At 46.6% G+C, this 12668-nt stretch carries 16 protein-coding genes; all 16 read left to right on the forward strand.

Annotated features, from left to right (window positions below; all coding sequences use genetic code 11):
* The first annotated feature begins 8 nt into the window (after window positions 1-8).
* The 16 genes from fliG to fliP all read left to right on the forward strand — a co-directional run bounded on the left by fliG (window position 9) and on the right by fliP (window position 12650).
* Entirely contained in the window at window positions 9-1013 is a 1005-nt protein-coding gene (gene fliG, locus KJS52_RS00925) for a flagellar motor switch protein FliG (protein ID WP_213512763.1), read from the forward strand.
* On the forward strand, window positions 1006-1851 hold the full coding sequence (locus tag KJS52_RS00930) for a FliH/SctL family protein (RefSeq protein WP_213512764.1): 846 nt from the start codon (window positions 1006-1008) through the stop codon (window positions 1849-1851). Before fliG ends, KJS52_RS00930 begins: the two co-directional genes overlap by 8 nt.
* A complete protein-coding gene (fliI, locus tag KJS52_RS00935) occupies window positions 1838-3163 on the forward strand; it encodes a flagellar protein export ATPase FliI (RefSeq protein WP_213512765.1) in 1326 nt (441 codons plus the stop codon). Before KJS52_RS00930 ends, fliI begins: the two co-directional genes overlap by 14 nt.
* Before the next feature lie 7 nt (window positions 3164-3170).
* Window positions 3171-3617, forward strand: a complete 447-nt coding sequence (gene fliJ / locus KJS52_RS00940) for a flagellar export protein FliJ (RefSeq protein ID WP_213512766.1) — start codon at window positions 3171-3173, stop codon at window positions 3615-3617.
* 29 nt (window positions 3618-3646) lie between these two features.
* Window positions 3647-4552 carry a magnesium transporter MgtE N-terminal domain-containing protein gene (locus tag KJS52_RS00945; protein ID WP_213512767.1) on the forward strand — a complete coding sequence of 302 codons (906 nt, stop codon included), beginning with the start codon at window positions 3647-3649 and terminating at the stop codon, window positions 4550-4552.
* A 30-nt stretch (window positions 4553-4582) separates the two neighbouring features.
* Window positions 4583-5947, forward strand: coding sequence for a flagellar hook-length control protein FliK (locus KJS52_RS00950; protein ID WP_213512768.1), 1365 nt, complete (start codon window positions 4583-4585; stop codon window positions 5945-5947).
* Between the two features lie 43 nt (window positions 5948-5990).
* On the forward strand, window positions 5991-6545 hold the full coding sequence (locus KJS52_RS00955; protein WP_213512769.1) for a flagellar hook capping FlgD N-terminal domain-containing protein: 555 nt from the start codon (window positions 5991-5993) through the stop codon (window positions 6543-6545).
* Complete coding sequence (locus tag KJS52_RS00960) at window positions 6542-6928, forward strand: TIGR02530 family flagellar biosynthesis protein (RefSeq protein WP_213512770.1); 387 nt, start codon at window positions 6542-6544, stop codon at window positions 6926-6928. The genes KJS52_RS00955 and KJS52_RS00960 overlap by 4 nt, the downstream gene beginning before the upstream one ends.
* 85 nt (window positions 6929-7013) lie before the next feature.
* Window positions 7014-7826 (forward strand): flagellar basal body rod protein FlgG, encoded by an 813-nt coding sequence (flgG, locus tag KJS52_RS00965; RefSeq protein WP_213512771.1) that lies wholly within the window; start codon window positions 7014-7016, stop codon window positions 7824-7826.
* 56 nt (window positions 7827-7882) lie between these two features.
* Window positions 7883-8092: a flagellar FlbD family protein gene (locus KJS52_RS00970; protein WP_213512772.1), complete on the forward strand. Its 210-nt coding sequence runs from the start codon at window positions 7883-7885 to the stop codon at window positions 8090-8092.
* A 17-nt stretch (window positions 8093-8109) separates the two neighbouring features.
* Window positions 8110-8574, forward strand: coding sequence for a flagellar basal body-associated FliL family protein (locus tag KJS52_RS00975; protein WP_213512773.1), 465 nt, complete (start codon window positions 8110-8112; stop codon window positions 8572-8574).
* A 33-nt stretch (window positions 8575-8607) separates the two neighbouring features.
* Complete coding sequence (gene fliM / locus KJS52_RS00980; RefSeq protein ID WP_213512774.1) at window positions 8608-9609, forward strand: flagellar motor switch protein FliM; 1002 nt, start codon at window positions 8608-8610, stop codon at window positions 9607-9609.
* Window positions 9599-10855, forward strand: a complete 1257-nt coding sequence (fliY, locus tag KJS52_RS00985; protein ID WP_213512775.1) for a flagellar motor switch phosphatase FliY — start codon at window positions 9599-9601, stop codon at window positions 10853-10855. Before fliM ends, fliY begins: the two co-directional genes overlap by 11 nt.
* A 22-nt stretch (window positions 10856-10877) precedes the next feature.
* Window positions 10878-11240, forward strand: a complete 363-nt coding sequence (locus tag KJS52_RS00990; RefSeq protein ID WP_213512776.1) for a response regulator — start codon at window positions 10878-10880, stop codon at window positions 11238-11240.
* Between the two features lie 118 nt (window positions 11241-11358).
* Window positions 11359-11877 (forward strand): flagellar biosynthetic protein FliO, encoded by a 519-nt coding sequence (locus KJS52_RS00995; RefSeq protein ID WP_213512777.1) that lies wholly within the window; start codon window positions 11359-11361, stop codon window positions 11875-11877.
* A 17-nt stretch (window positions 11878-11894) separates the two neighbouring features.
* The gene (gene fliP / locus KJS52_RS01000; protein ID WP_213512778.1) at window positions 11895-12650 is read left to right on the forward strand and encodes a flagellar type III secretion system pore protein FliP; all 756 of its coding nucleotides are present in this window, start codon (window positions 11895-11897) and stop codon (window positions 12648-12650) included.
* Window positions 12651-12668: the final 18 nt, after the last annotated feature.

Below are 12668 nucleotides of genomic sequence, written 5' to 3' on the forward strand. Positions count from 1 at the left end.
TGTCTAAAATGGCTCAAGGATTATCGGGACGTCAAAAGGCAGCGATCTTATTGATCACGCTAGGGCCTGAAGTATCTGCGCAAATATTTAAACATTTACGCGACGATGAAATTGAACAATTAACGTTAGAGATTGCTAATGTCAGAAAAGTTGATAGTGTTGACCGCGATAATATATTGCAAGAGTTCCATCAAATTTGTATGGCGCAAGAGTATATTTCACAAGGCGGTATCGCCTATGCCAAAGAAATTTTGGACAAGGCGCTAGGCGAGGAAAAGGCTAAGGAGGTGCTGACGCGTCTGACTGCTACTCTGCAGGTTAGACCGTTTGATTTCGCACGAAAAGCTGATCCAGCACAAATTCTTAACTTTATCCAAAATGAAAATACTCAGACCATTGCACTAGTTCTGTCTTACTTGCAGGCTGATCAAGCAGCGACAATTCTGTCTTCCTTGCCGCAAGACAAGCAGGCGGATGTCGCGAAGCGAATCGCGCTTATGGACAGTACTTCGCCAGAGGTCATTACGCAAATCGAACATATTCTTGAGCAAAAGCTGTCCGCGACAGTTACTCAGGATTATACAAATGCTGGCGGCATCGACTCTATCGTTCAAATTTTGAATGGTGTCGACCGCGGTACAGAGCGTACAATCCTCGATGCGCTGGAAATTCAAGATCCAGAGCTTGCCGAGGATATTAAGAAGCGCATGTTCGTATTTGAAGATATCGTCAGCATTGACAATCGTTCGATTCAACGCATTATTCGTGATGTGGAAAATGCCGATTTGCAGCTTGCGCTTAAAGTTTCAAGCGAAGAAGTGCGTGAAGCAATTTTCCGTAATATGTCTAAACGTATGGCTGAAACATTCCAGGAAGAAATGGAATTTATGGGCCCTGTACGCTTACGTGATGTAGAAGAAGCTCAAACTCGCATCGTTGCAATTATTAGACGACTAGAAGAGTCTGGCGAAATTATCATCGCACGTGGCGGAGGAGATGATATCATTGTCTAACTTGATCAAGTCCTCACATGTTATGACGCTGGAAGAGCTGAAAAAGTTGCGTTTAACCAATCAATATTTACCACCAAATAATGCCATCAGCGAAATTGAAGAGACAGAGCCTGATGCCAGCGAGCCTGATGCCGCGACGATTTCCTTAACAGAGCAAATGCTTGCTGATGCGAAAGCAGCTGCCGATAGCCGGCTTAAGGAAGCGGCTGAGGAATGCGACAAAATGCTCGAGGATGCAAGGCAGCAGATCGAAGTCTGGTGGCTGGAAAAACGCAACGAAGACGAGCAGCTTCGGCTGCAGCAGCAGCAAGAAGGCTATCAGGAAGGCTTCCAGCAAGGCATTGAGCAGGCTCAAGAGCAGGTGCGCAGCGAGTGGGAGCATAACTTGGCAGAAGCGGCCTCGATCTTGAAGGAGGCTTACCGCACTCGCGAGCAAATTATTCAGGAAGCTGAACCATTTATTATCGAGCTTAGCTGCTCGATTGCCGAGAAAATTATCGACAAGCAGCTTTCGCTGGAGCCTGAGCTCGTAATCGAGATGATAACCCGAACCTTATCCAGACGACGCGAGCAAGGTGAGATTACGCTATGCGTAGCTCCAGCCTCGCTTTCATTTGTCCAGGCAGCGCGCGAAGAGCTGAACGCGGCGATCGATTCGCAGGCCGAGCTGGTCATCATACCGGATGCGACCGTTAAGGACAATGGCTGTGTTATTCGCTCCAAGTTTGGCAGCATTGATACTCGAATCGATACACAATTATCTGAAATTAAGCGTGAGCTGCTCATTATTGCACATCAGAGCATTGAAGAGAGAGGCCAAGCCAATGACCCAGCTTAAATTTGATTTGGAAAAGTATCAAGAGCATCTGAAAAATGTTGACCCTGTCCGCATTAATGGCAAAGTGACACAGGTGATCGGGTTAACCGTTGAATCGCAAGGTCCGGACGCCAGCATTGGCGATCTCTGCTATATTTATCCGGCCAAATCAGCCAAGCCGCTAAAGGCGGAGGTAGTTGGCTTTCGTGAAAATAAAGTAATATTAATGCCTTTGGGCGATCTTCATGCGATTAGTCCTGGCTGCGATGTTGTCGGCACTGGCAAGCCGCTAACCGTTCAGGTAGGCTCCGAGCTGCTCGGCAAAGTGCTGGATGGTCTTGGCAACCCGTTGGATGGCAGCTTTTTGCCGAGCAGAATGCCAAGCTACTCTACGCACCATGCGCCAAGCAACCCATTAGGGCGTCCGCGCGTGAGCAAGCCGTTAGGAACCGGCGTCAAGGCCATTGATGGCTTGCTGACGGTCGGTGAAGGTCAGCGCGTTGGTATTTTCGCTGGCTCAGGCGTTGGGAAAAGTACGCTGCTCGGCATGATTGCCCGCAATACAACTGCTGATGTCAACGTCATTGCACTAATCGGCGAGCGTGGGCGCGAGGTGCTTGAATTTATCGAAAAGGACCTCGGTCCAGAGGGGCTTGCTCGTTCAGTTGTCGTCGTGGCGACCTCTGATCAACCGGCTCTTATTCGCATGAAGGGTGCAATGATTGCCACTTCAATTGCGGAATACTTTAGAAATCGCGGCCTTAACGTGATGCTGATGATGGATTCTGTAACCCGCTATGCAATGGCGATGCGCGAGGTTGGCCTGGCGATTGGAGAGCCGCCTGCGACAAGAGGCTACACACCGTCTGTATTCGCTGCTCTGCCCAAGCTTCTGGAGCGAGCTGGAACAGGCAATAAAGGCTCGATTACCGCATTTTATACTGTGCTCGTCGATGGCGATGATATGAACGAACCGATTGCCGACGCAGTGCGCGGCATTCTGGATGGTCACATTGTCCTGAGCAGAGCGCTGGCGCATAAAGGGCATTATCCTGCGATAGATGTGCTTGCCTCGGTCAGCCGCGTTATGAACGAAATCGTCAGCGAGGAGCAGCTCGATGCGGCCAACGAATTGAAAAGATTGCTTGCGATATATCGTGATTCTGAAGATCTTATCAATATCGGTGCCTATCAGCAGGGCTCCAATCAGCAAATAGATATGGCAATTCAATACATTGATCTTATTAACTCATTTACAAGACAGCGCACCAATGAAAAGGTAACGCTGGAACAGGCACAGCAGCAGCTTATCGCTAATTTTAGTAGGAGTTGATTAGTAAATGGCATCCTTTAAGTACGGCTTTCAAAAAATTGTTGATTTGAAAGAAAGCGAAAAAACGCAAGCCGAATGGCTGCTATCTGATGCAATTGCCATTCTGAACGAGGAAAACGAGCAGCTAAGGCAAATAAAGCAGCAGCAGCAGGAATGGGAGCAGAAGCTGGAGCAGGCCGTGCTTGAAGCTTCGCCATTGGCAGATGTCATTACTATTAATGAGTATATCGAATATTTAGAGCAAAAAATTAAGAGCAAATTAAAAGATATTAAGCGGGCAGAACACAAGGTAGAGCTTCGCAGAAATGAGCTCGCACACAAAATGAAGGAAGAAAAGGTTTGGCATAAGGCTAAGGAGCATGCATTCGCGAAATTTCAATATAATATGCTGCTCAAAGAACAACAAGAGCTGGACGAGATGGCCTCCATCCGTTTTATGTCACCTGCTCCATAAGAGAATCGCGCGCAAGGGAGTGAATGGAATTGGCAGCCATTGATGAAGAGAAGCAAGAAAGCAGTTTTATAGAGAGAGCTGTATTTATCGTGACCCCTCTTTTGTTTGTCATTGTACTAATTGGACTGTTTATAACGTTTCTGGGCGTAGACATTCGCAGCAAGGCGATTGAGATTGGCCACAGCATCCCGATCATACGAGATTTATTGCCAGAGCCTACAGAGCCGCTTGCCAATTCTGATGAGAAGCTTAGATCTGACAAGCTGAATGAAAGAATTGCAGAATTGGAGGCTCAGCTTGCAGCTGCACAGGAAGAGCTTTCTGCAGCGACTGCAAAAACGGTTGAGCAGGAGCAAACGATCAATACGCTGCAAACGCAAAGCGAAACGGCCGCGGAAACGACAACTGCCGAGCAAACCGTAACCGACGAGCAATATACCGCGCGCATTCAAGAGCTGGCAGGCATGTTTTCAAGGATGACTCCGAGCAAGGCAGCTCCGATTGTTCAGAGCATGACGCTTGAGGAAATGGCCTTGCTGTTCAGCCAGATGCGCGCGGATGACCGCGTTCGAATTATGGAAAAAATGAACCCTCAGGTAGCGGCAGATGTCACGATTAAGCTGAAGGATAATGAAACGGCAAAGGATATGGAAATTGCCGCGCTGCAGTCAAGAGTTGAGCGGCTGCAGTCTGAATCCAATAACCAGGCGACTTCAAGCCAGGTGAGCGATGCGGATCTGGCAGCTACCTTTGCAGCAATGGACCCGGCTGCAGCAGCGGAAATGCTGCTGAAAATGATGGACATCAGCTCCAGCAAAGTGCTGCGCGTGCTGCAAGTGACAGATAGTACAGCAAGATCTGCGATATTGGAGGAAATGACTGCAATTGACGAGCGTACAGCGGCAGTATTAGTTACAAGACTAATGCAAAGCTAGATAGCCTCATGATTGAAAGGAGGTGAAAAAGTGGACATATTGAATTTGCTGAGCGGCGCTCCCGTTATGGGCAATGTTGCTCAATTGACCAGCAATCAATCAGCCGCCTCCGATGGAGCTGCTTTCCAGAAACAGCTATTCGGCATCGTAGGTGCACAGCAGCCTGCAGCTTCTGATAGCAGTCAAGCAGCTGTCAATCCTGCTATTCTTTTGGCGAACAGCAGCTTGCTGCTTGGGAGCAAGCAGCCGACAGAAGAAGAGCTGGACGGCATGATCGAGCAAATGCTGGATCAATTGGATCAGCTAGAGCAGGCGGGGGAGGTTGAGCTGACTGTCGAGCAGCAGGCATTGATTGAGTCACTGCTGCAGCAAATCGCTGCACTTGTCGAGATCATATCGTTCTCCAACAATCAGTCGAAGGTGATGGCGCCAGCTGTTAGCTTGAATGAGCAGCTTGCAGCCCATTCCGGCTACTCGTCCAATGAAGCGCTTGTCAAGCTGTCTGACCAATTGCTCGTGCTGCAGCAGGCGCTGCAAAATGGCACAGGCAAAGTTCTGTTTGGCAAATCCGCCGAGCAGGTCGTAGCGGAGCAATTGCAGGTCATTCAGGCTAAAATCGGCGAGCTGACCAAGGAAATTAAAGTGAAGCCGACTGAGAATGCTGCACAAGCTTTGCCTACAACAGAAGTCAGTAAGGATGCAAAGCTGCCAGTTAATGCTGCTGCTCATTTGCAGCGTTTGTCGCAGGAAGCAGCCTATACGGCGGCAGCGAATAAAGCTGCTGAAGCTTCTAGCACGACTCCTGCAGCTAACCAGGTTAATCAGCCTGCACTCGAGCAGACCATGGTGCAAACCGTACTGCCGGAATTTCAGCTGAAAGCCGATAATGTAAAGGACTTTCTTTCGCATTTGACAAGATCAGCAGCAGGCGGCTCTAGCGCATTTGTAATAGCCGACGAGTTTGCGGAAACGATGCGCAGTTTGGTCGTTCAGCGCTTTCAGGTAACGGCGCTTAACGGTGTGACGGAGGCAAGACTTTCATTAACGCCGGAGCATTTAGGCCATGTGGATGTGAAAATCTCGATGCAAAACGGCGTGCTGACTGCAATGTTCCAGACGGAAACGGCAATGGCCAAGGATGCGCTTGAAAATCAGATGATTCAGCTGCGCGCGTCGCTGGCAGCTCAAGGGATAACGGTTGAAAAAATTGAAGTTGCCCATAATGAGTTTGCTTCACAATTGAGTCAGCAGCAAAAGCAGGGCTCGCATGGCAACCAGCAAAGCGAAGCACATGCAAATTCCCGCAGCAAGGAAGAATCCTTTGAGGAAGAGTTGCTAGTGAACGTAACGAATCAGGAGCTTGGCTTCGGTCGAGCCGTCAATGCAACTATTTAATGAGCAAGCAAAAACAATATAAAAGCGTGCAGGAGGTGAACATATGGCAACTCCAGTTACATCCTCAGTTGTATGGCCGCACTACAGTACGACTAACGTTAATAAAGCAGCATCCAAATCAACTGCACTCGGCAAGGACCAGTTTCTTAACCTGTTTGTAGCTCAGCTGCAAAATCAGGACCCGTTGTCGCCAATGGACAATACGCAATTTATCGCACAGATGGCGCAATTCTCCATGGTTGAGCAGCTGATGAATATGTCGAGCGAGGTTGCGCTGCTGCGACAAAATATCGGTGCTGCATCAAGCTTGATCGGTAAGCATGTAACGTGGAATGAGTACGATTCGGAAGGCAAAGTTATTAAGCAAAGCGGTGTTGTGGAATCTATCGTTTCGCAAGACGGAAAATTGTTCGTTGAAGTAAATGGAGATCTAATCGGTATCGATTATATTGGGCAAATTTCAACCAAGCCAATTGATAACGGCAGCGAAGCTCCAGATGAAGATGGAAGTGACAATACAGAAGAACCAGAAGCTCCAGCAACTGATGAGTCTGGCGAACCAGAGTCCGCTGCCAATGATGAGGTGAGTGGATCATGAACAACAGTATAAAAATCGGACAGCTGTACCCGATGAAGGTTAATCCCGGCAGCTTTCCGAAGGCGAATCAAGCAGTGCAAAGCGGATCGACAGAGCAAAGCAAGTTCTCTGATGTGTTTGACCGCGAGCTGCTTAAGTTCAGTCATCATGCAGAGGTAAGAATGGCTCAGCGAGGCATCAGCTTGCCGCAGGAGAGCTTGAATCAAATTAGCGATGCTGTTACTTCTGCCGCGGAAAAAGGCGCCAAAGACTCTTTAATTGTTTACCGCGATATTGCGATGATCGTCAATGTGCCAACAAGAACAGTCGTTACAGCTTTGGATGGTGGACAGATGAAGAGCAATGTGTTTACGCAAATCGATAGTGCAATTATTTTAAGCTAGGCTGGACCGAACAGGAGGCCTATAGCTGCTGACCGACTGATGCAGCTTAAGCTTATACGATGAAAATTTCTGAGGAGGAGATTCAATGCTAAGATCGATGTACTCTGGAGTTTCTGGAATGAGAGGCTTTCAAACAAAGCTGGACGTAATCGGCAACAATATTGCCAATGTGAACACGATTGGATTTAAGTCCGGACGCGTAATGTTTTCGGATGTTTTGAGCCAAAGCATCAGTGGGGTTACTGCTCCTGAAGAAGGCGTAAGCGGTGGCGTAAACGCCAAGCAGGTTGGACTTGGGGTATCGATTGCTTCTATTGATACGATGCACCAGGCTGGAAGCGCGATGAATACAAATGATCCAACGAATCTGCGCATTAACGGCGATGGCTTTTTCATCCTGTCTGCCGGAGATGATGCGGAGCAAGTATTGTCCCGTGCGGGTAACTTTACGGTTGATGCCAACCGCCAGCTTGTCAACGCTGATGGTCTGTTCGTGCTTGATACTGCAGGAGCTCCAATTATATTGGACGAGGAAGTTACAGGCTTCAGCATCTCGCAGGACGGCACGATCGTTGGTGTTACCGCAGACGGTCAGGTTGAAGTAGCGCAAATCGGCGTCGTAAAAGTAGTCAATCCTGGCGGTCTTGAAAAGCTGGGCGGCAACCTGTATCGCATGACTGTCAACGCTAACCCTGATGGCGAAATTGAAATTGTTGCGCCAAACGATCCAGAGGTTGGGACTGGCGCGATTATCGCTGGACAGCTTGAAATGTCCAATGTCGATCTGACGAGCGAATTTACTGAAATGATCGTTGCTCAGCGCGGCTTCCAGGCAAACTCAAGAATCATTACTACTTCCGATGAAATTTTACAAGAGGTCGTTAATCTTAAACGATAAGTAAGCTCATTTCGTAGGGAGATCCCTTGATCTCCCTACTATTTAGGAGGCATATAATGATTACTGTAACGCGTTTAAACGGTCAACCAGTCACGATCAACGCGCTGCTTATTGAGTTGGTTGAAGAGGCTGCTGATACTGTTATTACGTTAACAACTGGCAACAAAATTGTAGTTAAAGAAAAAACTGCTGAGATTGTTGCGCTAAATCAGCAGTATCTTCAAACAATCGGCCTAGTTGCTGTGGCCCATAAGAAGAGTGAATAGACAAAGGAGCCTTTGCGATGAAAAAGATGCTGCCGTGGTTAATAACCATCCTTCTATCCATTACATTAATTGCAGTTGTAGGTGTAGTTGTATACCAAACCATGTTCGATGATAACAGCACTGCCAATAGCGAAAACAAGAAGGTAGAAGTGGAAGTGCTAAGTGCTGACGAGCGTGTTGAGGTTACATCTGTGCTGAACGATTTCCGCAGAAACCTGAAGGATCCAGAGTTTGTAGTCATCATCAATTTTGCTTTCCAGCTAGATAGCAAAAAGGCAAAAGAGAGCTTTGACAAAATTCTGGAAATTGAAGTGAAGCCGATTTTGAGCAGAACACTGGCTGATATGACTGCAGATGAGCTGAACGGCTCTCAGGGTGAGGATCTTTTGGAATCGAAGCTGTTAAATCTTATTAATCCGATTCTGCCAAAAGGAAAGCTTGTTAAAGTTGAAATTACCAACTTTTTGATTAGTAGAATTTAGCTTCTAGAAAATTCCTCCAAGGAGGTGAGAGACATGGTTGATGTATTATCTCAAAATGAGATTGATGCTCTGCTCGCGGCATTATCATCTGGTGAGATGGATGCTGAAGATTTAAAAAAGGAAGAAACAACGAGAAAAATTAGTGTGTATGATTTTAAGCGTGCAGTACGCTTTTCCAAGGATCATATTCGAAGCTTGACTAGAATTCATGAAAACTTTGCTCGCTATTTAACGACGTATTTTTCGGCACAGCTAAGAACATTTGTGCAAATAAACGTAGTTGATGTAGAACAGCTGCCTTATGATGAATTTATTCGTTCCATTCCGAAGATGACCATCTTGAATATCTTTGAAGCTGAGCCGCTAGAAGGACGTATGGTTTTAGAAGTAAACCCGAACGTTGCTTATGCCATGTTGGATCGCTTGCTTGGCGGTCCCGGAACCGCGCCTTCAAAGATGAATGCTCTGACTGAAATAGAAACCATTATTATGGAGAAGGTATTTGCTAGAGCATTTGATAGTCTTCAAGAGGCTTGGAAAACGGTCATCGACATTAAGCCGAAGCTCGAGGGCTTGGAGACGAACCCGCAATTTATGCAAATTGTTTCTCCTAACGAAACGATTGCATTGATTTCCTTCAGTACCAAAATTGGCGATACGACTGGCATGATTAACCTTTGTATCCCTCACGTGGTGCTGGAGCCAATTATGCCAAGACTGTCCGTTCATCATTGGTTTGTTTCTCAGAAAAAGGAGCGTATACCAGAGGAAGTTGAAATTCTTGAGCATCGAGTGAAAAAGACAAAACTGCCTATAATTGCCGAGCTTGGTGAAGCGACCATAACGATTCAAGAGTTTTTGGGCTTGGCTCAAGGAGATGTTTTAACTTTAAACAAACCTGTGGATGAAGGACTTAAAATAAAGGTAGGCGAAAAGTTGAAATTTATTGGAAGTCCAGGCTCAATCAGGGATCGACTAGCGATTCAAATTGATGAGATTGTAAGCGAAGGAGCGGAAGAAGACTATGACGAGTAAAGATTATTTATCTCAAGAGGAAATTGATGCGTTGCTACGTCAATCCTCGGGCGACTCGGAAGAAGCTGGTCAGTCGCCAGTTCCTGCAGGCGAAGAGGTTTTGGATGATTATCTTTCTTCTATTGAACAGGATGCCCTCGGCGAGATTGGCAATATTACGTTCGGCAGCGCTGCAACGGCTTTGTCTACGCTGCTGGGCAAAAAAGTGGATATTACAACCCCTTCCGTTTCATTAGTTAGAAAAAGCGAGCTGGGCGATGTATTTCCGAAGCCTCATGTTGCCGTAAGCGTTGAATACGTTGATGGCTTTGAAGGCATTAACTCTCTCGTCATCCGCACCAAGGATGCGCAGGTGATCGCAGATTTGATGCTTGGTGGAGAAGGCGATGTTGAAGATCAGGAGCTTAACGAAATTCATATATCTGCCGTACAGGAAGCGATGAATCAGATGATGGGCTCATCTGCAACCTCTATGTCTACGATTTTTAATCGTCTGGTCAATATTTCGCCGCCTGGAATCAACATTTTGGACATGACGAGCGGAGACGGTGTTGATCATTTGCCGCAAGATGATGTGATGATTAAAATATCATTCCATCTAACGATTGGCGATCTGATCGATTCTACTATTATGCAGCTGCTGCCAGTCTCGTTTGCCAAGCAAATGGTAGCGACGCTAATGGGAACTGACGACACTGAGCCGCAAGCGCCAGCTTCTGCACCGGCTTCTGCACCTGCTGTTGAAGCGCCGCCTGCTGCACCACCACAAGCTGCAGCTGCTCCAGTTCAACCTGAGCTGCAGCCGCAACAAGGGGCTCCAATGCCGAACGTACCGCCTGCAGCGTATGCACCACAGCAGGATATGTACGCTCAGCCAACAATGGGATTTAGCGCGCCGAATCAAGGCATGAACGCCAATCGCAACGTTAACGTTCAGCCAGTGCAGTTTGCGACATTCAATCAAGGACAATATCCGCAAACTGACGGGACAAATCTTAATTTACTACTCGACATTCCATTGAAGGTCACTGTAGAATTAGGAAGGACCCAAAAGCAAATAAAAGACATACTAGAGTTGTCGCAAGGTTCTATCATTGAGTTAGATAAACTGGCAGGTGAACCAGTAGATATTCTGGTCAATAACAAGCTCATTGCCAAAGGCGAAGTTGTCGTTATTGATGAGAATTTTGGCGTGCGTGTAACAGATATCGTAAGTCAATGGGACAGAATTCAAAAACTACAATAAAGGATTTCTAGGAGGAAGAAACATGGCTAATCGTATTCTTATTGTTGATGACGCTGCATTTATGAGAATGATGATTCGGGACATTTTGACGAAGAACGGGTATGAGGTCGTTGGAGAGGCACCGGATGGCGCGCAAGCAGTAGAAAAATTTAAAGAGCTTAAACCTGATCTTATTACGATGGATATTACAATGCCGGAAATGGACGGAATTTCTGCATTGAAGGAAATTCGCAAAATCGATGCAAATGCTAAAGTTATTATGTGCTCTGCGATGGGTCAACAGGCCATGGTAATTGATGCAATTCAAGCAGGTGCAAAAGATTTTATCGTTAAGCCATTCCAGGCTGACCGTGTTATTGAAGCGATTAAAAAAACACTTGGTTAATGAGAGTAGGCGCATAATGCGGAAACTGGCACTCAAAATTGCAAGTAGTAGCTTATTCCTTATTTCTCTTCCTATCGTCGCTGTTGCTGCTTCTAGTAACAGCGAGCAAGGAAGCGATTTGTCAAGTGAAAGCGCGCCAATGGTTCAGTCCAATCTTATATGGGATGTTATAAAAGTATTTTTAGCATTGGCAGTTGTAATCGCGCTTCTAATGCTTACAGTGAAATGGCTGTCAAAGCGCAATCGAGCTTGGGCCAACCAGCGCGGCTTGCGCTCATTAGGCGGGATCAGCTTGGGGCAAAACAGCTCACTGCAGGTGATAGAGGTCGCAGACCGAATTTACATAATTGGCGTAGGTGAACAAGTTACGCTGTTGGATAAGGAATTGGATCCGGACAAGGTTGCACAAATCGTGGCTGCATTAGAGCTAAGCGAGCAGAGCAGCATCAACATTGCTTCCCTGAAGCAGTATTTTGCAGCTCGCTTCAATAAAGGCGACAAAAGCGAAGAGTTGCAGGCTGGATCGACAGATATGTGGAATGAACGCGGCACCTTTGAGGATTTGCTGCAGGCGAAGCTGGATAAGCAAGCGGAGCGCAAGCATGAGCTTGAATCTATCCTGAAGGATAAAAAATGATGAATGGTTGATGGACAATGAAAAAAAAGTGGATGCTTATTGTACCGTTTGTATTCATGCTTTTTATCATAATGGTACCTTATGCGCACGCTGAACCGCTTCCTGATATCTCCATTAACATTGGTAGTAATGATAGTGAGGCTTCAGGCACAAGCACACTGTCGATTTTATTACTAATCACTGTGCTTAGTGTAGCACCTGCGATATTGGTGCTCATGACAAGTTTTACGCGGATTGTAATCGTGCTGGGCTTTGTCAAAACATCGATGGGAACCAATACGATCCCGCCTGCGCAAGTGCTTGTTGGCTTGGCGATGTTTTTAACGTTTTTTATTATGGCGCCAACGTTTAGTGAAATTAATCAAACTGCGCTGCAGCCATATATACAAGGCGAGATTACACAGGAGCAAGCGTTTGAGGAAGCAGCGAAGCCAATTAAAAAGTTTATGTTTAATCATACGCGCGAGAAGGACCTGCTGCTGTTCATGAACTACACAGGGGAAGAGCGACCTGCGACGTATGAGGATATACCTATAACGACACTAATTCCAGCCTACGCAATAAGTGAATTAAAAACGGCCTTTCAGATGGGATTTATGATTTTTATTCCGTTTTTAATTATCGACATGATTGTTGCCAGTACGCTGATGGCGATGGGGATGATGATGCTGCCGCCAATCATGATTTCGTTGCCGTTCAAAATTCTGTTGTTTATTCTTGTGGATGGCTGGTATCTTATCGTGAGATCATTACTGCTAAGCTTTAGTCCTTAGTGCTCATACAGGAGGGAT

This window comes from Paenibacillus montaniterrae, assembly GCF_018403185.1.
GTDB lineage: Bacteria > Bacillota > Bacilli > Paenibacillales > Paenibacillaceae > Pristimantibacillus > Pristimantibacillus montaniterrae.